General features: G+C 62.8%; 21 protein-coding genes. 14 read left to right on the forward strand and 7 right to left on the reverse strand.

Annotated elements, in window-relative coordinates; translation table 11 throughout:
• Window positions 1-78: 78 nt before the first annotated feature.
• From dusB to hflX, 8 genes are all read left to right on the forward strand, one after another.
• Complete coding sequence (dusB, locus tag LB559_RS12890; RefSeq protein ID WP_063168046.1) at window positions 79-1107, forward strand: tRNA dihydrouridine synthase DusB; 1029 nt, start codon at window positions 79-81, stop codon at window positions 1105-1107.
• A complete protein-coding gene (locus LB559_RS12895; RefSeq protein WP_013531493.1) occupies window positions 1104-2246 on the forward strand; it encodes a two-component system sensor histidine kinase NtrB in 1143 nt (380 codons plus the stop codon). The genes dusB and LB559_RS12895 overlap by 4 nt, the downstream gene beginning before the upstream one ends.
• Window positions 2243-3703 carry a nitrogen regulation protein NR(I) gene (gene ntrC / locus LB559_RS12900; protein ID WP_024505195.1) on the forward strand — a complete coding sequence of 487 codons (1461 nt, stop codon included), beginning with the start codon at window positions 2243-2245 and terminating at the stop codon, window positions 3701-3703. The genes LB559_RS12895 and ntrC overlap by 4 nt, the downstream gene beginning before the upstream one ends.
• A gap of 130 nt (window positions 3704-3833) precedes the next feature.
• Entirely contained in the window at window positions 3834-6119 is a 2286-nt protein-coding gene (locus tag LB559_RS12905; RefSeq protein WP_024505196.1) for a sensor histidine kinase NtrY-like, read from the forward strand.
• Complete coding sequence (locus LB559_RS12910; RefSeq protein ID WP_013531496.1) at window positions 6109-7470, forward strand: sigma-54-dependent transcriptional regulator; 1362 nt, start codon at window positions 6109-6111, stop codon at window positions 7468-7470. Before LB559_RS12905 ends, LB559_RS12910 begins: the two co-directional genes overlap by 11 nt.
• A 98-nt stretch (window positions 7471-7568) precedes the next feature.
• Window positions 7569-8432, forward strand: coding sequence for a D-amino-acid transaminase (locus tag LB559_RS12915; RefSeq protein WP_027163475.1), 864 nt, complete (start codon window positions 7569-7571; stop codon window positions 8430-8432).
• Window positions 8433-8577: 145 nt separating this feature from the next.
• Window positions 8578-8823: an RNA chaperone Hfq gene (gene hfq / locus LB559_RS12920; protein WP_006202172.1), complete on the forward strand. Its 246-nt coding sequence runs from the start codon at window positions 8578-8580 to the stop codon at window positions 8821-8823.
• Window positions 8824-10215: a GTPase HflX gene (gene hflX / locus LB559_RS12925; RefSeq protein ID WP_063168044.1), complete on the forward strand. Its 1392-nt coding sequence runs from the start codon at window positions 8824-8826 to the stop codon at window positions 10213-10215.
• 62 nt (window positions 10216-10277) lie between these two features.
• Here hflX and mazG read toward each other — a convergent pair whose 3' ends face one another.
• From mazG to cyoA, 7 genes are all read right to left on the reverse strand, one after another.
• Window positions 10278-11102: a nucleoside triphosphate pyrophosphohydrolase gene (gene mazG / locus LB559_RS12930; RefSeq protein WP_013531500.1), complete on the reverse strand. Its 825-nt coding sequence runs from the start codon at window positions 11100-11102 to the stop codon at window positions 10278-10280.
• Between the two features lie 80 nt (window positions 11103-11182).
• On the reverse strand, window positions 11183-12367 hold the full coding sequence (locus LB559_RS12935) for an aromatic amino acid transaminase (RefSeq protein ID WP_127371159.1): 1185 nt from the start codon (window positions 12365-12367) through the stop codon (window positions 11183-11185).
• A gap of 245 nt (window positions 12368-12612) precedes the next feature.
• Window positions 12613-13320, reverse strand: coding sequence for an SURF1 family protein (locus tag LB559_RS12940; RefSeq protein ID WP_224674194.1), 708 nt, complete (start codon window positions 13318-13320; stop codon window positions 12613-12615).
• Window positions 13321-13416: 96 nt separating this feature from the next.
• On the reverse strand, window positions 13417-13797 hold the full coding sequence (gene cyoD, locus LB559_RS12945) for a cytochrome o ubiquinol oxidase subunit IV (protein ID WP_224674195.1): 381 nt from the start codon (window positions 13795-13797) through the stop codon (window positions 13417-13419).
• A complete protein-coding gene (cyoC, locus tag LB559_RS12950; RefSeq protein ID WP_224674196.1) occupies window positions 13794-14420 on the reverse strand; it encodes a cytochrome o ubiquinol oxidase subunit III in 627 nt (208 codons plus the stop codon). Before cyoC ends, cyoD begins: the two co-directional genes overlap by 4 nt.
• A 5-nt stretch (window positions 14421-14425) precedes the next feature.
• Window positions 14426-16438, reverse strand: coding sequence for a cytochrome o ubiquinol oxidase subunit I (cyoB, locus tag LB559_RS12955; protein WP_024505201.1), 2013 nt, complete (start codon window positions 16436-16438; stop codon window positions 14426-14428).
• Window positions 16439-16453: 15 nt separating this feature from the next.
• Window positions 16454-17623: a ubiquinol oxidase subunit II gene (cyoA, locus tag LB559_RS12960; RefSeq protein WP_013531506.1), complete on the reverse strand. Its 1170-nt coding sequence runs from the start codon at window positions 17621-17623 to the stop codon at window positions 16454-16456.
• A gap of 166 nt (window positions 17624-17789) precedes the next feature.
• Between cyoA and LB559_RS12965 the strand changes: the two genes are divergently transcribed.
• From LB559_RS12965 to LB559_RS12990, 6 genes are all read left to right on the forward strand, one after another.
• Window positions 17790-19103, forward strand: a complete 1314-nt coding sequence (locus tag LB559_RS12965) for an MFS transporter (RefSeq protein WP_224674197.1) — start codon at window positions 17790-17792, stop codon at window positions 19101-19103.
• Between the two features lie 34 nt (window positions 19104-19137).
• Window positions 19138-20418, forward strand: coding sequence for an ATP-binding protein (locus tag LB559_RS12970; protein ID WP_032809459.1), 1281 nt, complete (start codon window positions 19138-19140; stop codon window positions 20416-20418).
• Entirely contained in the window at window positions 20408-20941 is a 534-nt protein-coding gene (locus tag LB559_RS12975; protein WP_024505205.1) for a response regulator transcription factor, read from the forward strand. Before LB559_RS12970 ends, LB559_RS12975 begins: the two co-directional genes overlap by 11 nt.
• 157 nt (window positions 20942-21098) lie before the next feature.
• A complete protein-coding gene (locus tag LB559_RS12980; RefSeq protein ID WP_224674198.1) occupies window positions 21099-21614 on the forward strand; it encodes a sigma-70 family RNA polymerase sigma factor in 516 nt (171 codons plus the stop codon).
• A complete protein-coding gene (locus LB559_RS12985; protein WP_013531511.1) occupies window positions 21611-22384 on the forward strand; it encodes an anti-sigma factor family protein in 774 nt (257 codons plus the stop codon). Before LB559_RS12980 ends, LB559_RS12985 begins: the two co-directional genes overlap by 4 nt.
• 23 nt (window positions 22385-22407) lie before the next feature.
• Window positions 22408-23124 (forward strand): Bax inhibitor-1/YccA family protein, encoded by a 717-nt coding sequence (locus tag LB559_RS12990; protein ID WP_027163483.1) that lies wholly within the window; start codon window positions 22408-22410, stop codon window positions 23122-23124.
• The last annotated feature ends 34 nt before the right edge of the window (window positions 23125-23158 follow it).

Consider the following 23158-nt stretch of genomic DNA (forward strand, 5'->3'; position numbering starts at 1 on the left):
TGGCGTCATTCCGCGTTGCACATTGCGGCCGATATGGCTAGAGAATGTGCAACGAATGAAGATGCTTGGTTTTTGTGCATGGTTAATTTGACCAAATTGGCCGCGCCGCTTAACGTCGGCGGCGTGAAACTCCGCAATCGCGTGTTCCTCGCGCCGATGTCGGGCATTACGGACGAGCCGTTCCGGCAGCGTGCCCACGCGCATGGTGCGGGCTTGGTCGTGTCCGAAATGGTTGCCAGCGGCGAGCTCGCCAAGGGCAGGGCCGGTTTCAACCTGCGCATACGCCACTCCGGCCTGCCCGTCCATATGGTTCAGCTTGCAGGCCGCGAGGCGATGCACATGGCCGAAGGTGCCAGAATCGCCGCCGGCGAGGGCGCCGACATTATCGACATCAACATGGGATGCCCGGCCAAGAAGGTCACCGGCGGTTATGCCGGCTCGGCATTGATGCTGGATCTCGACCACGCACTGTCGCTGATCGACGCCGTTGTCGGCGCGGTCGAGGTGCCAGTGACGGTCAAGATGCGGCTTGGCTGGGACGAAGGCGCGCTCAACGCGCCGATGCTGGCGCGCCGCGCCGAGCAGGCCGGTGTCAGCATGGTGACCGTGCACGGCCGAACGCGCTGCCAGTTCTATCAGGGCAAGGCCGACTGGCGCGCCATCGCCCGCGTCAAGGAAGCCGTGTCCATCCCGGTCGTCGCCAATGGTGACGTCTCTTCGCCGGCGGAAGCGGCCGACATTCTCGATCAATCGGGTGCCGACGCCGTGATGATTGGCCGTGCCCATTATGGCGCGCCTTGGATCGCAGGTGGCGTTGCGGCCGCAGCGACAGGCGAAGCGACGCCAAATATTCCACAGAACCCGACGGCGCTCGCCGACTACATCGTGGCCCACTATGAGGATATGCTGGCGCTCTACGGCGCCGAAAGCGGCCTGCGCCAGGCGCGCAAGCATCTTGGCTGGTATCTTGATCGGCATGCCGGCGGCGTAGCCGACGACAGCCGAAAGGCCATACTGACCGCATTCGAGCCCGCGCGCGTCATTGCCTTGCTGCGCGATGTGTTTTCGCGCGATCCGCAACCTTTGACCCTGCGGAGTGCCGCATGAACGCCGCCGCCGGCCAAGGCGCTGAAATGGCGGATGCCGCCCAGATCGTACTCAACACCATCCGCCGCCCGGTGATCATGATCAGCGAGGAAGGCTTCATCACCTTTGCCAACGCCGACGCGGAGGACTTCTTTCGTTCAAGCGCGACCATGCTCGCCCGCAACACGCTGTCAAAACTCATTCCCTTCGGCAGCCCGCTGCTGACGCTGGTCGACCAGGTGCGCGAGCGCCTGGCACCGGTCAACGAGTATCGCGTCGACGTGTCGTCGCCGCGTCTCGGCATCGAGAAGGTCGTCGATCTCTATGTCGCGCCGGTACCGGAATTTCCGGGCTCGGTGGTGGTTATGTTCCAGGAACGGTCGATGGCCGACAAGATCGACCGGCAGATGACGCATCGGGGCGCAGCGCGCTCGGTCACCGGCCTGGCCGCGATGCTTGCCCATGAGATCAAGAACCCGCTCTCCGGCATCCGCGGCGCTGCCCAGTTGCTGGAACTGTCGGCTTCCGACGAAGACCGTGCGCTGACGCGGCTGATCACCGACGAGACCGACCGCATCGTGTCGCTGGTCGATCGCATGGAGGTGTTTTCCGACGAGCGGCCGATCGACCGCTACCCCGTCAACATCCATGTCGTGCTCGACCATGTGAAGGCCATTGCCAAGAACGGTTTTGCCAAGAGAATCAAGATATTGGAGGACTATGATCCTTCGTTGCCTCCGGTGTTTGCCAACCGCGACCAGTTGATCCAGGTGTTCCTCAACCTGGTCAAGAACGCCGCCGAGGCGATCGGCAGTGACCCGCAGGGCGAGATCGTGCTGTCGACCGCCTTCCGGCCAGGCATCCGTGTTTCAGTGCCGGGCACGCAGGACCGCGTGTCGCTGCCGCTGGAGTTCTGTGTGCGCGACAATGGCTCCGGCGTCTCGGAAGACATCTTGCCGATCCTGTTCGACCCGTTCATCACCACCAAGCCGAACGGCTCGGGGCTGGGGCTGGCGCTGGTCGCCAAAATCGTCGGCGAACATGGCGGCATCATCGAATGCGAATCGACGCCGCGCGGGACCACATTCCGCATCCTGATGCCGGCCTGGAAAGAAGCGCCATACGGCGCCGATGAAGACGGTGAAGGAGACCGCAAATGACCGTTCGCGGCAATATTCTCGTCGCCGACGACGATGCGGCGATCCGCACTGTCCTCAACCAGGCGCTTTCGCGCGTCGGCCACGAGGTGCGCGTCACCTCCAATGCTTCGACTTTGTGGCGCTGGGTGGCGGCGGGCGAGGGCGATCTGGTCATCACCGATGTGGTGATGCCGGACGAGAACGCCTTCGACATGCTGCCGCGCATCAAGAAGGCGAGGCCGGAACTGCCGGTCATCGTCATGAGCGCCCAGAACACCTTCATGACGGCGATCCGCGCGTCTGAAACCGGCGCCTATGAGTATCTGCCCAAGCCGTTCGACCTGACCGAACTGCTCAACATCGTCAACCGGGCGCTTTCCGAGCCGCGACGGCCGAAGATCGATGCGCGGCCGGAAGAGCAGCCCGATGCAATGCCGCTGGTCGGCCGTTCGGCCGCCATGCAGGACATCTACCGCATGCTGGCGCGCATGATGCAGACCGACCTGACGGTGATGATCTCGGGCGAATCCGGCACCGGCAAGGAACTGGTGGCGCGCGCGCTGCATGAATATGGCCGCCGCCGTGGCGGCCCGTTCGTCGCCATCAACATGGCGGCGATCCCGCGCGACCTGATCGAATCGGAACTGTTCGGTCACGAGAAGGGCGCCTTCACCGGCGCGCAGAATCGCTCGACCGGACGCTTCGAGCAGGCTGAAGGCGGCACGCTGTTCCTCGATGAAATCGGCGACATGCCGATGGAGGCGCAGACCCGCCTGCTGCGCGTGCTCCAGCAGGGCGAATACACGACGGTTGGCGGACGCACGCCGATCAAGACCGACGTGCGCATCGTCGCCGCCACCAACAAGGATCTGCGCACCCTGATCAACCAGGGGCTTTTTCGCGAGGATCTGTTCTATCGCCTCAACGTGGTGCCGCTCCGGCTGCCCGCGCTGCGTGAGCGCTCCGAGGATGTGCCCGACCTTGTCCGCCACTTCTTCAAGCTCGGCGAAATGGAAGGCCTGCAGACCAAGCGCATTTCTTCCGGCGGCATCGAGTTGATGAAGCGCTATCCGTGGCCGGGCAATGTGCGCGAACTGGAAAACCTGGTTCGCAGGCTCGCCGCGCTCTATTCGCAGGACGAGATTTCCGCCGAGATCATCGAGGCCGAGCTCAAGACCGGCGAACGTCCCGTGGTGCCGGGTGGCGGCAATCTCATTCCCGACGATTTGTCGATCGGCCAGGCGGTCGAGCACTTCCTGCAACGCTATTTCGCCTCGTTTGCCGGCGATTTGCCACCTGCCGGGCTTTATCAACGCATCCTGTCCGAGGTCGAGTTTCCACTCGTCCTGGCCTCGATGACGGCAACCCGCGGCAACCAGATCAAGGCCGCGGAACTGCTTGGCTTGAACCGCAACACGCTGCGCAAGAAGATCCGCGAACTTGGCGTCAACGTCTACAAATCGTCGCGCCAGGGCTGAGCCTTTGATCTGAACCCGCGCTCTTTTCAGGGGATCGGCTCGCGAAAGATTTCCGTCTCGGTCACACTTGTTGCATAATCGCCACAATGCGTTGCATACATCCGACGCAATCATGGCACTAGACGGCGACATGGCCCCGCAGGCACCGACAACAAACCAACCGCTTTTCAGCGAACCCGGCGCTCGTGACGGGCGCCGGCTGCTTGCGCTGCCAGGCGTGATCGCGGTCGTCGGCGCGCTGATGACGGCGGCGATCTCGTTCACCATCCTCGTTGGCGCCACGCCGATCACACCGAACGAGTCGACGACGCTGGCGTTGATTGCCCTCAACGCGGCTTTCGTCCTGATTCTTATCGCGCTGGTCGGGCGTGAGGTGCACCGCATCCTGATGGCGCGCCGGCATGGCAAGGCCGCTTCGCGGCTGCATGTGCGCATTGTCGCCATGTTCGCCCTGGTTGCCGCCATTCCGGCCATCATGGTGGCCATCATCGCGTCGATCACGCTCGACATCGGCCTCGACCGCTGGTTCGAGATCCGCACCAAGACGATCGTCAATTCGTCGCTGTCGATCGCCGACGCCTATGTTCAGGAAAATGCCCGCAACCTGCAGGGTACGACACTGTCCATGGCCTATGATCTCGATGCGTCACGCACACTCTACGGCCTTGATCGTACCGGCTTTCTCGACCTGATGAACAAGGAAGCCGTGGGCCGTTCGCTGGCTCATGCGGCGCTGATCAAACCTGACGGCTCTTTCGTCATGAGCGCCAAGACCGACACGGATTTTGCCATGCCTGAGCCGCCGGAAGGCGCCGTGGCCAGCGCTGCCGACGGCAAGCCGGTGCTGATCGAGCCGAAAACGCGCAACATCATGGGCGCCATCGTCAAGCTGCGCGAGATCGAAGGGCTCTATCTCTATACCATTCGCCTCGTCGATCCGGAGGTCATCAAGGCGCGGCAGATCGTCAGGTCCAACACCGACGAATATCGGGGGCTGGAAGACAACCGCCGCACCTCGCAGGTGGCCTTCGCGCTGCCCTATCTTTCGCTCACCCTCATCATCATCCTGTCCGCGATCTGGACCGGCATTGCGGTCGCCGACCGTCTGGTGCGGCCCATTCGCCAGCTCATCGGCGCCGCCGACGAAGTGGCGACCGGCAATCTCGACGTCGCGGTTCCGGTCAGGCCCTCGGACGGCGATGTCGCCTCGCTCGGCGATACGTTCAACAAAATGCTTCTCGAACTGAAATCGCAGCGCAACGAGATCCTGTCGGCCAAGGACCTGATCGACGAGAGGCGACGCTTCTCCGAAGCCGTGCTTGCCGGCGTTACCGCCGGCGTCATCGGCGTCGATCCCTACGGCATCGTCACCATCGTCAACCGCTCGGCCGAAGCGATGCTGGCCATATCCGCCAGCGCAGCCCTTGGGCAGAACCTTTCCGCCGTGCTGCCGCATGTCGGCCGCGTCTTCGAAATCGGCCGCAAGTCCGGCAAACCCGTCTATCGCGAGCAGGTGACCTTCTACCGCGCCGGCGCCGAGCGGACCTTCAACGTTCAGATCACCATCGAGGCCGGCGATGACGGCTCGGAGGAAAAGTCCTATGTCGTGACGGTTGACGACATCACCGACCTGGTCCAGGCGCAGCGCTCGTCGGCTTGGGCGGATGTGGCGCGGCGTATCGCCCACGAGATCAAGAACCCGCTGACGCCGATCCAGCTCTCGGCCGAACGCATCAAGCGCCGCTATGGCAAGGTGATTACCGAGGACCGCGAGGTTTTCGACCAGTGCACCGACACCATCATTCGTCAGGTCGAGGATATCGGCCGTATGGTCGACGAATTCTCGGCGTTCGCGCGCATGCCGAAGCCCGAGATGAAGGCCATAGATCTGCGCGAATCGCTGCGCGAGGCCTCGTTCCTGGTCGAGGTCAGCCGCGCCGACATCACCTTCGAGCGGATCTTCGGCAGCGAGCCGCTGAAGGGCACGTTCGACAGCCGGCTGATGGCGCAGGCTTTCGGCAATGTGATCAAGAACGCCGCCGAGGCAATCGACGGATTGGAACAGAAGGATGGTTCGCACGGCATAATCCGGATTCAGGCCGGGCGCCAGAATGGTGTGATTCGAATCGACGTCATCGACAATGGCAAAGGCCTGCCGCGCGAGAATCGCCAACGGCTGCTCGAGCCCTACATGACCACACGCGAGAAGGGCACCGGACTTGGCCTCGCTATCGTCAAGAAGATCGTGGAGGACCATGGTGGCAGGCTGGAACTACACGATGCTCCTGCGGACTTCCACGATGGGCGCGGCGCGATGATCAGCATCATCCTGCCGCCTGCGGCCGCAACGGCTCCGCGCGGCGAAAGCAGGGCGGAAAACGAAAGAGAAACTGAAAAGGTCGGTAATGGCGTCTGATATTCTCATCGTCGATGACGAGGAAGACATCCGTGAACTCGTCGCGGGCATACTGAGCGACGAAGGTCACGAAACCCGCACGGCATTCGATGCCGACAGCGCGCTCGCTGCTATAGCTGATCGCGCGCCGCGGCTGATTTTCCTCGACATCTGGCTGCAGGGCTCGCGTCTCGACGGGCTGGCGCTGCTCGACGAGATCAAGACGATGCATCCGACCTTGCCGGTGGTGATGATTTCCGGCCACGGCAACATCGAAACGGCGGTCTCCGCCATCCGTCGCGGCGCCTATGACTTCATCGAAAAACCGTTCAAGGCCGACAGGCTGATCCTTATTGCCGAACGTGCGCTCGAGACCTCGAAATTGCGGCGCGAGGTTTCCGACCTCAAGCTGCGCAGCGGTGAAACCTTCGATCTGATCGGCATGTCGTCGGCGATGAGCCAGTTGCGTCAGACCATCGAACGCGTCGCGCCGACCAACAGCCGCGTGATGATCATCGGCCCGTCTGGCTCGGGCAAGGAACTGGCCGCGCGCGCCATCCACACGCTGTCGGCGCGCAAGGGCGCGCCTTTCGTGACGCTGAGCGCCGCCAACATCACGCCCGAGCGTATGGAGATCGAACTGTTCGGCACCGAATCGAATGGCGTCGAGCGCAAGGTCGGCGCGCTCGAGGAGGCCCATCGCGGCATCCTCTACATCGACGAGGTGGCCGACATGCCGCGCGAGACGCAGAACAAGATCCTGCGCGTGCTGGTCGAGCAGCAGTTCGAGCGGGTAGGGGGAACCAAGCGGGTCAAGGTCGATGTCCGCATCATCTCTTCCACGTCGCAGAACCTCGAAGCGATGATCGCCGACGGGCGTTTCCGCGAGGATCTTTACCATCGCCTCGCGGTGGTTCCGGTCATCGTGCCGGGATTGGCCGAGCGGCGCGAGGATATTCCCTACCTCGTCGACAATTTCATGAAGCAGATCGCCCGCCAGGCCGGCATCAAGCCGCGCCGCATCGGCGACGACGCGCTGGCCGTGCTGCAGGCGCACAACTGGCCGGGCAACGTTCGCCAGCTGCGCAATAATGTCGAGCGCCTGATGATCCTGGCGCGCGGCGACGACGTCGATGCGCCGATCACCGCTGATCTGTTGCCGGCCGAGATCGGCGATGTCATGCCGCGCACCCCGAATCAATCCGACCAACACATCATGGCGCTGCCGCTCCGCGAAGCGCGTGAGCAGTTCGAGAAGGATTACCTGATCGCCCAGATCAACCGGTTCGGCGGCAACATCTCGAAAACCGCCGAGTTCATCGGCATGGAGCGCTCCGCTCTGCATCGCAAGCTGAAGTCCCTGGGCGTCTAAGCGCGACGTCCGACCAGCCGCGCGTGGTCCAACCATTTGCCGGTTACGCCCGCGGTGGAATCGCATAAGAAAGCCCGAGAATTTCTGAGGGGTCGCCAATGCCGCGCATTGCCTATGTCAACGGGCGCTATGTCACGCACGCCGACGCTGCCGTGCATATCGAGGATCGCGGCTATCAGTTTGCCGACGGTGTCTATGAGGTCTGCGAAGTGGCGCGTGGCTTCATCGTCGACATGCCGCGCCACCTGGCCCGGCTGAACCGTTCGCTGACCGAATTGTCGATCGCCTGGCCGGTCACCTCTCACGTGCTGCCGCTCATTCTGCGTGAGGTGGTCAATCGCAACCACGTCGCCAATGGCCTGGTCTACGTGCAGGTGACGCGCGGCGTGGCCAGCCGCGACTTCGTCTTCCCTTCCGCCGACACCAAGCCTTCGCTGGTGGTAACCGCCAGGAAGGCCGATCCTGCCGCTGGTGCAAAGCGAGCCGAGACAGGCATCGCCGTCATCACCGTGCCGGAGAACCGCTGGGACAGGGTCGACATCAAGACTGTCGGGCTGCTGCCCAATGTCTTGGCCAAGCAGAAGGCAAAGGAAGCCGGTGCGCAGGAAGCCTGGTTCGTCGACACCGAAGGTAACGTCAAGGAAGGCGGCTCGTCCAACGCCTGGATCGTCACCAGGGACGGCGTTCTGGTCACCAGGCCGGCCGAGCATGGCATCCTGCGCGGCATCACCCGCACGACCATGTTCGAAGTGGCGGCCAAGCTTGGCCTGAAGATCGAGGAGCGCGGCTTTTCCGTCGCCGAGGCCAAGACGGCACGCGAGGCGTTCATCAGTTCCGCAACGACGATCGCCATGCCGGTGGTGACCATCGATGGCGACACGGTCGCCAATGGGCACCCCGGCTCAATAACACTTTCGTTGCGGCAAGCCTTTTTTGACATTGCGGAAAAAAGTCCAGCCTGATAACCGCACAGGTGGAATGAACATCAATATATCTCGTTCTGCTTGTCGTTACTGACGACAAGACGGTGTTTGCGAGCTTGACATGCGCCCGTTAATTTGGCGCATTGGCTTGCAAACCGAAGGGGATCGGCGAAAGACAAGAACAATGGCGGAACGATCGCAAAACCTTCAGGACCTGTTCCTGAATTCAGTTCGCAAGAGCAAGAACCCGCTCACCATCTTCCTCATCAACGGCGTGAAGCTGACCGGCGTGGTCACTTCGTTCGACAATTTCTGTGTCCTGCTGCGCCGCGATGGTCACTCCCAGCTCGTCTACAAGCACGCCATTTCCACGATCATGCCGAGCCAGCCGGTTCAGATGTTCGATGGCGAGGAAAGCCAGGGCGCCTGATTGGCACGTGAGAAAGACGCGGACGCCACCGTTCGCGGGAAACCAGCGCATCACCCCAGGACTGAGGCCAAGGGCCCGACCCGGGCCGTGGTCATTGTGCCCGTCCTTACCCGCCACCAGCGCAACGACGACGAGACCAACCGCCCGCGGCTGATGCGTTCGGCTGATGCGCGTCACGACGAGGCCGTTGGCCTTGCCCGCGCCATCAACCTTGATCTGATTCACACCGCGGTGGTGACCGTCAACGATCCGCGCCCGGCGACGCTGCTCGGCAGCGGCAAGGTCGCCGAGTTCGCGGAAATCGTCAAAGAGGGACATGCGGAAGTGGTCGTCGTCGACCATCCGCTGACCCCTGTGCAGCAACGCAATCTCGAGAAAGAGCTGAACGCCAAGGTGCTGGACCGCACCGGGCTGATCCTCGAGATATTCGGCGAGCGTGCACGCACCAAGGAAGGCACGCTGCAGGTCGAGCTCGCCCATCTCAACTACCAGAAGGGCCGCCTCGTGCGTAGCTGGACCCATTTGGAGCGTCAGCGCGGCGGCGCCGGATTCCTTGGGGGCCCCGGCGAAACACAGATCGAATCCGACCGGCGGCAGTTGCAGGAAAAGATCATCAAGCTGAAGCAGGAGCTGGAAACGGTGCGGCGCACGCGCGACCTGCACCGCGCCAAGCGCAGGAAGGTGCCGTTCCCGGTGGTGGCGATCGTCGGCTACACCAATGCCGGCAAGTCGACGCTGTTCAACCGGCTGACCGGGGCGGATGTGCTGGCACAGGACATGCTGTTCGCCACGCTCGACCCGACGCTGCGCCGCGTGCGCCTGCCACATGGCACGCCGATCATCCTCTCCGACACGGTCGGCTTCATTTCGGACCTGCCGACACATCTGATCGCGGCTTTCCGCGCCACCCTGGAAGAGGTGGTCGAGGCCGACCTCGTGCTTCATCTGCGCGACATTTCCGATCCGGACACGGCCGCCCAGGCCGAGGATGTCGAGCGTATCCTTGCAGATCTTGGCGTTGACGCTGGTGATGCCAAGCGGGTGATCGAAGTGTGGAACAAGATCGACCGGCTCGACGAAGGCAACCGGACCCGGCTGCTTGCAGACGGCGCCGATGCCAACAAGGCGCCGCCGATTGCGGTGTCGGCGGTGACCGGCGAGGGCATCGATGCGCTGAAGGCGATCATCGAAACGCGGATGGCGGGCGAACTCGAAGACCTCACCGTGACGATCGAGCCGGCACAGTTCGGCCTTGTCGACTGGCTTTACCGCAATGGCGATGTGGTTTCGCGAAGCGACAATGACGACGGCAGCGCCACCATCTCGCTGAAGGCCACGCAAAGCGCGCGCGAAGAGATCGAAAACAGATTGCGTCGTAAAAACAACGGATAATCCGGAGCAGTTCCAGGAAAAGTGTATAGCGGTTTCCGTCGGGAGTTGCCCGAAAAGAGAGACTACTTCGCGGTCTTTGCTTCCTGCCAGAGCGCTTCCATCTCGGCCAGATCAGCCTTGTCCAGCGTGTTGCCGGCTTTCTCCAAAGCCTGCTCGACATAATGGAAACGTGAGCGGAATTTCTCGTTGGTGCCGCTCAGCGCTGCTTCCGAATCGAGCTTGAGGTGGCGACCGAGATTGACGACGGCAAACAGCATGTCGCCGAACTCGTCCTTGATCGAGGCGGTGTCGCCCTTGGCCAGCGCCTCGCGCAATTCGCCGATCTCTTCCTCGATCTTGTCGAGGATGGGTGCTGCCTCGCTCCAGTCGAAGCCGACGCGGGCGGCCTTCTCCTGAAGTTTCAGCGCCCGGGTCAGCGCGGGCAGGGCGACCGGCACGCTATCCAGAAACCCCTTGCCATTGTCTTCGGGATCGAGACCGCGCGCGAGGCGGGCGCTTCGTTTCTCTGCCTTCTCTTCTGCCTTGATCTTTTCCCACATGCCCTTGGCCATGCCGGCGCTGCGGGCCTTTTCGTCGCCGAAGACATGCGGATGGCGTCGGATCATTTTCGTCGTGATGGCTTGCACCACATCGGGGAAGGCAAACTCGCCGGCCTCCTCGGCCATTTGCGCGTGGTAGACGACCTGCAGCAGCAGATCGCCGAGTTCGTCGCGCAGATCGTCGAGGTCGCCGCGCGCGATGGCATCCGCGACCTCATAGGCCTCTTCGATCGTGTAGGGCGCGATGGTCGAGAAATCCTGTTCGATATCCCAGGGACAGCCGGTCTTCGGCGCCCGCAGCGCCGCCATGATCTCGATCAGGCGCGAAATGTCTTTCGATGGCGTCATAGGGCTGATGCTATCGCGCGGCCGGCCGCGCGGCCAACGCTGTCAGCCGGCGAGAGTGCCTTGTCCACAGGCGAGCCACGTCAGTCGAGCACCGAGACGATCGCTTTGGCGAGGTCGTCCATGCCGTCCTCGGGCAGGCCGGCGACATTGATGCGGCTGTCGCCGACCATGTAGACGCCGTGCTCGGCGCGCAGCCGTTCGACTTGCGCTTCGGTGAGGCCAAGGCGGGAGAACATGCCGCGATGGCTGGCGACGAAATCGAAGCGGTCGGAATTGGATTGCCGGCGCAGGGCTTCGGAGAACTGGACACGGAGTCTCAGCATGCGCAGCCGCATCTCTTCAAGTTCGGCTTCCCAGTCTGCACGCAAGGCGGCGTCCTCCAGCACGATGCGTACGGCTGCTGCCCCGTGGTCCGGCGGCATCGAATACATGGCGCGCGCCGCCGACAGCATCTGGCTCATCGCCACATCTGCCTGTGCGCCGTCCTTGGCCAGGATCATTGCTGCGCCGACGCGGTCGCGGTAGACGGCGAAATTCTTCGAGCAGCTCGACGCGACGACCATTTCCGGAACTTTCGCCGCCAGCAGGCGCAAGCCGAGGGCGTCGGCCTCAAGGCCATCGCCAAAGCCCTGATAAGCGATGTCGACGAACGGCAGCAGCGCGCGCTCGACGACCAGATCGGTAACGGCTGCCCACTGTGCGGCATCCAGATTGGCGCCGGTTGGGTTGTGGCAGCAGCCATGCAGCAGCACGACGTCGCCGCTCTTTGCGGTCCGCAGGGCCGCCAGCATGTCGTCGAAGCGAACAGCACCCGACGCGGCGTCGAAATACGGGTATTCACGGATCTGCAGGCCGGCGGCGCGCATCACCGGCATGTGGTTCGGCCAGGTCGGGTCCGACAGCCAGATGGTTGCGTCCGAACGCGTCCGCTTCAGCAATTCCGCCACCAGCCGCAGCGCGCCCGAGCCGCCGGGCGCCTGTGCGGCGCGGATGCGCGTCATGTCGGCGCCCGGACCGAAGGCGAGCTTGGCCATCACCGTGTTGAAGCCGGTATCGCCGGCAAGGCCGAGATAGGTCTTGGTGTCCTGGGCCTGCAGCAGGCGCTTTTCCGCCTCGCGCACGGCGCGCATAACCGGCGTCTTGCCGTCGCGATCCTTGTAGACGCCGACGCCGAGGTCGACTTTGTCGGGGCGCGGGTCGGCGCGATAAAGGCCGATCAGAGCGAGGATCTTGTCGGCGGGGGCGGACTGCAGGGTCTCAAACATCGATAGGGCTCCAATGGCGGCGGAGTGATACGCAAATCGGTCGCGTTTCGCCAGCGGTTTTAGCTAGGTGCTCCAGCCCGAGACGGCTGGGAAGCCTGCCCTGCGCGCTCATGGATGAGGGTTTGAAGGGAAACCTATTGATGCGCGTCGGAAATGACCAGCCGGCACGAGCAGAGCGATAACGCCATCCTCTGCGCCGGCATGAGCGCTTCCGTGCGTAATTTCGGCCTTGCCTCGGCCAGCGGTCAGCCCCCGCCGGGCCTGTCTTTCACAGCCTGCCGCAACAGACAGGCGACCGCGCCCAGCACCATCAAGGCCAGCCCGAACCATGTCAGGGCATAGACCAGATGGTTGTTGTGGAACGGAACGACCGTCAGGCCGCCGACCGGCCACCCTCCCGGATTGGGCGTGGCATCGGCATCGATGAAATAAGGAGCGACCTGCCCGACGCCTTGCTTGGCGGCGATCGCCTGTACATCGCGCGAATACCAGCGGTTGGCAGCCGGATCGTTGGTGCGCAGGAAGCCGCCTTTCGGTTCGCTGATGCGCAACAGACCGTGAATTCCGGTATGATCGTCCGAGGGCTTGCCTGCGAGGCGGGTTGCCGGATCGCGCTTGTCCGTCGGCACGAAGCCCCTGTTCACCAGAATCGTGAAGCCATCATCCGCTCGGAACGGCGCCATTACCCAGAAGCCACCGCCGAGATCGGTGACCGCCTGGACCAGGGTCTCGCGATCACCGAGAAACCGGCCCGTGACGACGAGGCGGCGATACTCGTCATCCCTGGCGTTGATCGCTGGCCAGGCCGAAGGCGCCGGGGCGGCCACGGGTACTGCCTTGAGACGCTGGTCGACACGCTCGATCAGGTCGAGCTTCCAGACGCGGCGCTCCAGCTGCCAGATACCGAGCGCCGAGAACCCTGCGATGCCGATGGCTCCGCAAAGGCAAAGCATCAAGAACGTCCATCTCGAACGCGTAACCCTTTGGCCGTCGCCTGTAGTCGGATGCGGTGTCGTCCGCGCCTGTTCGTCCAAAGCCAGGTCCCTCTCTCAGGGTATCTGACTCATGTCATGGCCGGGCATCATGTTGACGTTCAGATGGTACATGACCCAGAGCGAGCCCGTCAGCGCGATCATCACCAGGATGAGGGTGAAGATCAGCGCCATCATGGTCCAGCCGCTCTCCGACCTGGTGTTCATATGCAGGAAGAACACCATGTGGACGATGATTTGCACGACGGCGAAGGCCATGATGGCAATCGCCGACGCCATCTGATTGCCGAGCGCGTTGGTCATGACCAGCCAGAAGGGAACGGCGGTCAGCACGACGGACAGGCCGAAGCCTGTCAGATAGCCGGCCAGCGAGCCGTGATTGTCGCCGTGATGCGCGTGGCTGTGGTTGCTGGTGTCTGTTTGGTGCCCGGCGCTCATCGCAACATTCCCATCAGATAAACGAAGGTGAAGACGCCGATCCAGATGACGTCGAGGAAGTGCCAGAACATGCTCAGGCACATCAGGCGCCGCTGGTTCGCGGCGATCAGCCCATGCCTGGAGACCTGCACCATCAGCACCACCAGCCAGACCAGGCCGAAGGTGACGTGCAGGCCGTGCGTTCCGACCAGCGTGAAGAACGACGAAAGAAAGCCGCTGCGCTGCGGCGTCGCCCCCTCGTGGATGAAATGGGCGAATTCGTAGAGTTCGATGCCGAGAAAGGCGAGGCCGAACAGGCCGGTGATCACCAGCCACACCTGCATCGGCCTCACTCGTCCTTTCGCCATCTCCAGCATCGCGAAGCCGTAGGTGATGGAGGACAGGAGCAGCATGGTGGTGTTGAGCGCGACCAGCGGAAGATCGAACAGGTCCTTCGGCGCGGGCCCGGCGGCGTAGTTGCCACCGAGCACGCCGTAGACTGCAAACAGCATCGCAAAGATGAGGCAGTCGCTCATCAGGTAGATCCAGAAGCCGAGCATGGTGCTGCTGCCGCTCTCGGCATGGCCGTGGTCGTCTTCCAGGTGGAAGATCGTGTCGTCGATCACGGGGTCGGCGTGTGCCATGGTGCTCATCCCGCCTGGCTGGTGGCTGCGAGCAGGCGTGTCCGCTCGTCCTCGACGCGGGTGACGTCGCTGGACGGAATGTGGAAGTCCCGGTCGTAATTGAAGGTATGCGCGATGGCGTAGCCGATCAGAGCAACGAAGCTCACGATCGCCAGCCACCAGATGTACCAGATGAGCGCCACGGCAAGCACCACGCTCAACCCAGCCAGAATGACGCCGGCTCCGGTGTTGCGCGGCATGTGGATGTCGTGGAAGCCCGTCAACGGACGCTGGTAACCGCGATTCTTCATGTCCGCCCAGGTGTCGAGATCGTGGACGACCGGCGTAAAGGCGAAATTGTAGGCCGGGGGCGGCGACGAGGTTGCCCATTCGAGTGTACGCCCGTCCCACGGATCACCGGTGTCGTCGCGAAGCTGCTCGCGCCGGCGCACGCTGACGAAGATCTGGATGAGGAAGGACAGGATACCAAGCAGGATCAGGAAGGCGCCAAAAGCGGCGATGATGAACCAGATCTGCAGCGAGGGATCCTCGAAGGTGCGTAGCCGGCGCGTTACGCCCATCAGGCCGAGGATGTACAGCGGCATGAAGGCGAACCAGAAGCCGACCACCCAGAACCAGAAGGACATCTTTCCCCAGAACGGATCGAGCCGGAAGCCGAATGCCTTGGGGAACCAGTAGCTGATACCGGCAAACAGGCCGAACAGCACGCCGCCGATGATGACGTTGTGGAAATGCGCGACCAGGAACAGGCTGTTGTGGAGCACGAAGTCGGCCGGCGGAACCGCGAGCAGCACGCCGGTCATGCCGCCGACAGTGAAGGTCAGCATGAAGGCGACTGTCCACATCATCGGCAGTTCGAAGCGGATGCGGCCGCGGTACATGGTGAACAGCCAGTTGAATATCTTGGCGCCTGTCGGGATCGAAATGATCATCGTGGTGATGCCGAAGAACGAGTTGACGCTCGCTCCCGACCCCATGGTGAAAAAGTGATGCAGCCAGACGAGATAGGACAGGATGGTGATGACGATGGTTGCGTAGACCATCGAGGTGTAGCCAAAGAGCCGCTTGCCGCAGAAGGCCGAGGTCACTTCGGAAAATATGCCGAAGGCCGGCAGGATCAGGATGTAGACCTCGGGGTGGCCCCAGATCCAGATCAGGTTCACGTACATCATCGGATTGCCGCCGAAGTCGTTCGTGAAGAAGTTGGTGCCGACATAGCGGTCGAGAGCCAGCAGGGCCAGCACCGCCGTCAGCACCGGGAAGGCGGCGACGATGAGCACATTTGTGCAGAGCGCGGTCCAGGTGAAGATCGGCATTCTCATCATGGTCATGCCAGGCGCGCGCATCTTGACGATGGTGCAGACCAGGTTCACGCCCGACAGCAGCGTGCCGACGCCCGCCACTTGCAGCGCCCAGATATAATAATCGACACCGACATCGGGACTGTAGCCGATACCCGACAGCGGCGGGTAGGCGAGCCAGCCGGTGCGCGCGAATTCGCCGACGAACAGCGACATCATGACGATGACCGCGCCGCCGACCGTCATCCAGAAGCTGAAATTGTTGAGGAACGGAAACGACACGTCGCGCGCGCCGATCTGCAGCGGGACGACGAAATTCATCAGGCCCGTCACCAGCGGCATCGCCACGAAGAAGATCATGATGACGCCGTGCGCGGTGAAGATCTGGTCATAATGATGCGAATTGAGATAGCCTTCCGAACCGCCGAAGGCCATCGCCTGCTGGAGCCGCATCATGATGGCGTCGCTGAAGCCGCGCAGCAGCATGACGATGCCGAGCACCATGTACATCACACCGATGCGCTTGTGGTCGACGCTGGTGAACCATTCGCGCCACAGATAGCCCCAGAGCTTGAAATAGGTCAGCGCGCCGACGAGGGCGATGCCGCCCAGCGCGACGACTATGAAGGTCGCGACCACGATGGGCTCGTGCAGCGGCAGCGACTCGAGCGTAAGCCGGCCGAAGATCGCCTTGAGAAGAGCAGGATTGTCGAACATGTCTTGCGTGGCGCCTCAGGAGTTGAAGGGCGACCGAAGCGTGCCGGTTGCGGAAGGTGACGGCAGTCGGATCGACAGGGGCAGTGGCCGTTGCAGACCAGCGCCGACTATCGGCGTCGAGGTCATCGGCGTGGCGGATTGATCAGCCTTCGAAGCGGCCAGTGCTTCTTCGGTCGTGCATATGCTGGCGACATAGGATGGGGCAGGGCCGAATATCGTGCCGCGCCGGGCGAACTTGTCATACAGCAGCGGAAGGGTGTTGCGGATGCCGGCCATCCCCAGACCGCCCTTGGCATCGATCTGCGACATCTCGCTCATGCACATCTTGCCGGGCTCGACGCACATATTGAGGATCGCCTTGTAGAGATCGCTATCCACCGCCGCATAGTGGCGCACGGGTTGGTTCTCACTGGGCTGTTCGAGCTCCAGGTAGCCGTTTCGGTCGAGCTTGCCGCCGCTGTCCTTTGCCTTCGCGATCCATGCCTGGAAACCGGCATCCTCGAGGCCGTGGAACGCGAAGCGCATTCCCGAGAAGCCGGCGCCGCTGTAATTGGCAGAGAACCCTTCATAGTCGCCGGACTTGTTGATGACAGCGTGCAGCCTGGTTTCCATACCCGGCATCGCATAGATCTGGCCGGCCAGTGCTGGAATGTAGAAGGAGTTCATCACCGATGCGGAGGTGATGCGAAAGCTGATCGGCCGGTCGACCGGCGCAGCCAGTTCGTTGACCACGGCGACGCCGTATTCCGGATAGATGAACAGCCATTTCCAGTCGAGCGCGACGACTTCGACCTCAAGCGGGCGCACGTCCGGCGGCAGCGGCTTGCCGGCCGCTACACGTCCGATCGGACGATAGGGGTCGAGCAGATGGGTGCCCATCCAGGTCACCGCGCCCAGGCAGATGATGATCAGAAGCGGCACAGCCCAAATGACGAGTTCGAGATGGGTCGAGTGGTCCCAATCCGGCTCGTAGCGCGCCTCGCGGTTGGACTGGCGGTATCGCCAGGCAAAGAATATGGTGAGAGCCATCACCGGTATGATGACGATCAGCATCAGTGCCGTGGACACCATCAGCAGGTCGCGCTGCTGCTCGGCGACGTCGCCGGCAGGGTTCAGGACGACCATGCTGCAGGAGCCGAGCGATGCCAGCAGGGGCAGCAGGAAAAGGGTACGGAGACGGCTCAATGTATGACCTGTCGGTTGTTCCCCCCAGTGCTAACCGTACCGCGGCGATGAAGGCATTGGACAATTTGTCCAATGCCGCAATGACGCGGCAGGCGTCATCAAAGCATCTGGCCCGCGCACATGGCAAGCGATCGTATGAGACCGCGGCGGGGCGACGGAGAATGCTGTGAGCCCAACTGCGAAGATCGAAGCCGACGCAAGACGGATCAATGCGCGGCATCATGAGGTGAAGCCCGGCGAAATCGCCGTTGGCGTCATCATCGGCAGGACGTCGGAATTCTTCGACTTCTTCGTCTACGCGATCGCTTCCGTCATCGTTTTCCCCAAGCTCGTATTTCCTTATGCCGACCCGTTGACCGGCACGCTCTACTCCTTCGCCATCTTCGCGCTTGCCTTCATCGCGCGGCCGATCGGGACGGCGATCTTCACCGCGCTCGACCGCGCCTACGGACGCAGCGCCAAGCTCACCATCGCGCTGTTCCTGCTGGGGACCTCGACCGTGTCGATCGCCTTCGTGCCCGGTTACGACCAGATCGGCCCGGCTTCGGCCTGGCTGCTGGCCATGTTCCGGATCGGTCAGGGACTGGCGCTGGGCGGGACATGGGACGGACTTGCCTCGCTGCTGGCGTTGAATGCCCCCGAAAAGCGTCGCGGCTGGTATGCGATGATCCCGCAGCTGGGCGCGCCACTCGGGCTCATCGTCGCCAGTGCCCTGTTTGCATATTTCGTCGGCAACCTGTCGGCTGAAGACTTCTTCAGCTGGGGTTGGCGCTACCCGTTCTTCGTCGCCTTCGCCATCAACGTCGTCGCCCTGTTCGCGCGGCTGCGCATCGTGGTGACGCCGGAATACACCAAACTGTTCGAAGGCCAGGAACTGGAGCCGACTTCCGTCCGCGAGACGTTGCGCGCCGAAGGGCGCACTGTCGTGCTCGGCGCTTTCGCGCCGCTGGCGAGCTTCGCCCTGTTCCACATGGTGACGGTGTTTCCTCTGTCCTGGATCTTCCTGTTCACGCGCGAGGGACCGGCACGGTTCCTGGTCATCGAGACGATCGGAGCCTTCTTCGGCCTGGCGGCAATCGCGATCTCGGGCGTCGTTGCCGACCGGGTCGGGCGCTGGCCCTTGCTTGGAGGCTCGGCGGTGGCCATTGCCGTGTTCAGCGGTTTCGCGCCACAGCTGCTCGATGGCGGCTTCGTCGGAGAGTCCGTCTTCATGGTGTTGGGCTTCGTCCTGCTCGGCCTGTCGTTCGGCCAGTCTTCGGGAGCACTCGCCTCGAATTTTTCAAAGAACTACCGCTATACAGGTGCTGCGCTGACCTCGGATCTCGCCTGGCTGTTCGGCGCCGGCTTCGCCCCCATTGTCGCCCTGTTCCTGTCCGCCCATTTCGGGCTGATCTCGTCAGGCGCCTATCTGCTGTCGGGAGCGCTATGCACGCTGCTGGCGCTGCGGCTCAACCAGCGCCTGGATCGGACTCCCGCTTGAGTGACCTGCTTGGCCAGGGCTGGGGACCTCCCCAATGACGCTGCACGACAAGACCAACAAGCAGAATTTTCTGCTTCTGATCCAACTGCGCTGGATCGCGGTCGGCGGTCAGATCGTGACGATCCTGTTCGTCCGCTACGCGCTTGGCATCGGGCTGCCGCTGGTGCCGATGGCAGTGGTGATCCTGCTGCTGATCGCTCTCAACGTCGCCAGCCTGCGCCGGCACAGCAGCCAGGACGCGATCACCAACACCGAGCTGTTTCTTGGACTGCTGCTCGACGTCACCGCGTTGACGGTCCAGCTTTACCTGAGCGGCGGCGCGTCCAATCCCTTCATTTCGCTTTACCTGCTCCAGGTCATCCTGGGCGCGGTACTGCTGGAGACATGGTCGGTCTGGGCGCTTGTCCTCATTGCAAGCACGTGCTTCATCGCGCTGACCACCTTCTACCGTGAGATCAGCCTGCCCGCCGCACACGGTGCCGGGCTGTTCAGCCTGCACATTCAGGGCATGTTCATCTGTTTCGTCCTGGCGGCAACGCTTCTGGTGCTGTTCATCACCAGGGTCCAGAACAACATTCGCACCCGCGACGCTCATCTTGCGGATTTGCGCCAGCAATCGGCGGAGGAGGCTCACATCGTCAGGATGGGCCTGCTCGCCTCTGGCGCCGCGCATGAGCTCGGCACGCCGCTGGCTACGCTTTCCGTCATCCTCAACGACTGGCAGCGCATGCCGGTTCTCGAGGCCGATCCGGATCTGGCGCAGGAAATCCGGGAGATGCAGGGCCAGTTGGACCGTTGCAAGAAGATCGTTTCGGGAATCCTGATGTCGTCGGGCGAATTGCGCGGCGAAGGCACGGTTCGCACCTCCGTCGATGCCTTTCTGGCGGAGCTGGTGGCCGAATGGAAGTCGACACGGCTGCCGCAAGGTTTCGAATACACCAGGCGTTTCGGCGCCAACCAGGAGATCGTCTCCGATCCCGCGCTCAAACAGGTGATGTTCAATGTACTGGACAACGCACTTGAAGCGTCGCCTCTATGGGTCGGTTTGATCGTCAGCCGCCACGCGAACGATCTCATCATCGAAGTTGTCGACGCGGGACGGGGATTTGAAGAAACCATGCTTGCTGAATTCGGCAAGCCCTACACGTCGACCAAGAACCGGCCAGGTAGCGGGCTCGGCCTGTTTCTGGTCGTCAATGTCATCCGCAAGCTGGGGGGTAGCGTCACCGTAAGAAACAGAACCGAAGGGGGAGCTTCGGTTACGTTGCATCTGCCGCTGGCTGCTCTGTCTCCGCGAGGGCACAATGCCGACTAAACGCACGCTGCTGATCGTCGAGGACGATATCGCCTTTGCCAACGCACTGCGCCGGTCTTTCGAACGGCGTGATTACGAAACGCATAGCTGCCGGAGCGTCGACGGCGTGCAGGCGCTGATCGGCACCGTTGCCTTCCAATATGCCGTCGTCGATCTCAAGCTTGCCAGCGGCTCGGGCCTTGAGTGCGTCAGGGCGCTGCACGAACACGATCCTGAAATGCGGATCGTCGTGTTGACCGGCTTTGCCAGCATCGCCACCGCTGTCGAGGCGATCAAGCTCGGCGCCTGCCAGTATCTCGCCAAGCCCGCCAATACAGACGACATTGAAGCGGCTTTCGGCCAGGTCGAGGGCAATGCTTCGGTGCCGCTCGCCGAGCGGCCAACCTCGATAAAGAACCTCGAATGGGAGCGCATCCACGAGACGCTGGTGGAAGCCGACTTCAACATTTCCGAGACGGCACGACGGCTCGGCATGCACCGCCGGACACTGGCGCGGAAGCTGGAGAAGAGGCGTGTGAAGTAGGCACGATCCACCGGGCATGGCACGTCGTGGCGATGCCGATGATGAGATTGATGCAGGCAACAATCGTTGCATTCGAACGATGTCCTCCAAAGGAAAAAATTGGCAGGGCAGGGATTAAAATCCCCACATGTTCCGTAAACAGGACATGAAACCGCCGATGCCACGCTTTGACATCATAGGACAGCTCGGTTCGCTGCGCCGCTATGCGCGCTCGCTGACGCGCGACAGCACCGACGCCGAGGACCTTGTCCATGACGCGCTGGTGCGCGCTTATGAGCGGCGCAGCACCTTCCGCTCCGGCGGAAACCTGCGCGCGTGGCTGCTGTCGATCGTCCACAACACCTTCATCGACAGGATGCGGTCCCGCAAGTCCGAGGCGTCGCGCGTCGAACAGGCTGGATACCTGGCCGACGGCAGCACGCCGGCACCACAGGAACATTCGGTGCGCCTGGCGCAGGTGCGCCAGGCTTTTTTCAGCCTGCCCGAAGAACAGCGTTCAGCGCTGCACCTCGTCGCCATCGAAGGCCTCTCCTACCAGCAGGCCGCCGATGCCAGCGGCGTGCCGCTCGGCACGCTGATGTCGCGCATCGGCAGGGCGCGCGCCGCACTGCGCGAGATGGAGGAGCCGGCGAAGGCAAAAAACCACCTCAGGATCGTTGGAGGCCCTTCATGACCGCAACTGTCGATCCCGTGACGGATATCGACCTCGACGCCTATGTCGACGACCAGATCGACGTCACCCGCCGCATCGAGGTGGAGGCATTCTTGTCCGCTCGCCCGGAGGCGGCGGCGCGCGTGATGTCGGATCTCAGGACCCGCGATGAACTGCGCGTGGCGCTTGCCGGCTCCAAAGGCATGGCACGGCCCGCGACCGCCGATGCCGCGCGGCGGCTGGAGAGGGGGCTTGCCCGCGGCCGCATCTTCGGTGTGCTGCAGCGCGCCGCGGTGGTTGCTGTCTTCGTCGCCGCCGGGTGGCTGGCGAACGGTATCATCGGGCCGATGTCGGTGACCAAGGTCGTCGCCTCGCCGCAGCCGCCCGCCTATGTCGACGACGCAGTGCGAGCTCACAGGACCACGCTGGTGCGCGAGAGCATGCCGTCGCAGCCCGAGGCGCCCAATTACAACGCCGGCGAGATTCGCGCCGCGACCGCCATCGTCATGCCGTCGCTGCCCAAGGACTGGAAGGTCCGCGACGTGCAGATCTATCCGTCCCGCTTTGGTCCGAGCGTCGAGATGGCGGTCGAGACGAAAGACATGGGGCTGGTGTCGCTGTTTGCGATCCGGCCTGGAACCTTCGACGTCGTCAAGCCGACGATCGCGCCCTCGGGCGACATCTCATCGGCCTATTTCCAGATCGGCGATGTGGCTTATGCGGTGGTCGGACGAAGCGAGGTCCACGACCTCGACCGCGCCGCAGAGACGCTCGCCAAGACGCTCTACTGATCGATCCACAAAGGAGAACGCAAATGAACACCCCCAATCTGGGATATCGCGTCGGCGCCGGCGCCCAAACCGGAGCCGTCTTCGACGAGGGCCTGCGCCAGCATATGCTGCGCGTCTACAACTACATGGGTGTCGGCCTGGTGGTCACCGGCCTCGTCGCCTTCATGATCTCGTCGACGCCGGCGCTCTACGTGCCGATCTTCTCCAGCCCGCTGAAATGGGTGGTGATGCTGGCACCGCTCGCCTTCGTCATGCTGTTCTCGTTCAAGATGCAGACCATGTCCGCGGCGAGTGCCCAGGCGATGTTCTGGGCCTTCTGCGCGGTCATGGGCCTCTCGCTCGCCTCGGTGTTCCTGGTGTTCACCGGAACCAGCATCGCGCGCACCTTCTTCATCGCAGCCACCATGTTCGGCGCCACCAGCCTGTACGGCTACACGACAAAGCGCGACCTGACCCAGTTCTCGTCGTTCCTGATCATGGGCCTGATCGGCGTGGTGATCGCCAGCATCGTCAACATCTTCCTCGGCTCGACCGCGCTGCAGTTCGCCATCTCGGTGATCGGCATCGCCGTGTTCATCGGCCTGACCGCCTGGGACACGCAGACGATCAAGGAACAGTACGCCGAGAATTTCGACGCGGAATCGCGCCAGAAACTTGCCGTCTTCGGTGCCTTCTCGCTCTATCTGAACTTCATCAACATCTTCCAGCTGCTGCTGAATTTCACCGGCGAACGCGAATAACGACTATCCGCTGTGGGCAAGAGCGAGGGTTATT

The organism is Mesorhizobium sp. BR1-1-3 (genome assembly GCF_020165455.1).
Lineage (GTDB): Bacteria > Pseudomonadota > Alphaproteobacteria > Rhizobiales > Rhizobiaceae > Mesorhizobium > Mesorhizobium ciceri.

Excerpts from the sequence above, each read along its gene's own strand:
- LB559_RS12940 (WP_224674194.1), bottom strand. The coding sequence starts at position 13,320 with ATGCTTTGCCTTTGCGGAGCCATCGGCATCGCAGGGTTCTCGGCGCTC.
- hfq (WP_006202172.1), top strand. The coding sequence starts at position 8,578 with ATGGCGGAACGATCGCAAAACCTTCAGGACCTGTTCCTGAATTCAGTT.
- cyoB (WP_024505201.1), bottom strand. The coding sequence starts at position 16,438 with ATGTTCGACAATCCTGCTCTTCTCAAGGCGATCTTCGGCCGGCTTACG.
- dusB (WP_063168046.1), top strand. The coding sequence starts at position 79 with ATGGTTAATTTGACCAAATTGGCCGCGCCGCTTAACGTCGGCGGCGTG.
- LB559_RS12970 (WP_032809459.1), top strand. The coding sequence starts at position 19,138 with ATGACGCTGCACGACAAGACCAACAAGCAGAATTTTCTGCTTCTGATC.
- LB559_RS12990 (WP_027163483.1), top strand. The coding sequence starts at position 22,408 with ATGAACACCCCCAATCTGGGATATCGCGTCGGCGCCGGCGCCCAAACC.
- ntrC (WP_024505195.1), top strand. The coding sequence starts at position 2,243 with ATGACCGTTCGCGGCAATATTCTCGTCGCCGACGACGATGCGGCGATC.
- cyoD (WP_224674195.1), bottom strand. The coding sequence starts at position 13,797 with ATGAGCGCCGGGCACCAAACAGACACCAGCAACCACAGCCACGCGCAT.
- LB559_RS12905 (WP_024505196.1), top strand. The coding sequence starts at position 3,834 with ATGGCCCCGCAGGCACCGACAACAAACCAACCGCTTTTCAGCGAACCC.
- LB559_RS12935 (WP_127371159.1), bottom strand. The coding sequence starts at position 12,367 with ATGTTTGAGACCCTGCAGTCCGCCCCCGCCGACAAGATCCTCGCTCTG.
- LB559_RS12915 (WP_027163475.1), top strand. The coding sequence starts at position 7,569 with ATGCCGCGCATTGCCTATGTCAACGGGCGCTATGTCACGCACGCCGAC.
- LB559_RS12985 (WP_013531511.1), top strand. The coding sequence starts at position 21,611 with ATGACCGCAACTGTCGATCCCGTGACGGATATCGACCTCGACGCCTAT.
- LB559_RS12910 (WP_013531496.1), top strand. The coding sequence starts at position 6,109 with ATGGCGTCTGATATTCTCATCGTCGATGACGAGGAAGACATCCGTGAA.
- cyoC (WP_224674196.1), bottom strand. The coding sequence starts at position 14,420 with ATGGCACACGCCGACCCCGTGATCGACGACACGATCTTCCACCTGGAA.
- LB559_RS12980 (WP_224674198.1), top strand. The coding sequence starts at position 21,099 with ATGCCACGCTTTGACATCATAGGACAGCTCGGTTCGCTGCGCCGCTAT.
- mazG (WP_013531500.1), bottom strand. The coding sequence starts at position 11,102 with ATGACGCCATCGAAAGACATTTCGCGCCTGATCGAGATCATGGCGGCG.
- LB559_RS12975 (WP_024505205.1), top strand. The coding sequence starts at position 20,408 with ATGCCGACTAAACGCACGCTGCTGATCGTCGAGGACGATATCGCCTTT.
- LB559_RS12895 (WP_013531493.1), top strand. The coding sequence starts at position 1,104 with ATGAACGCCGCCGCCGGCCAAGGCGCTGAAATGGCGGATGCCGCCCAG.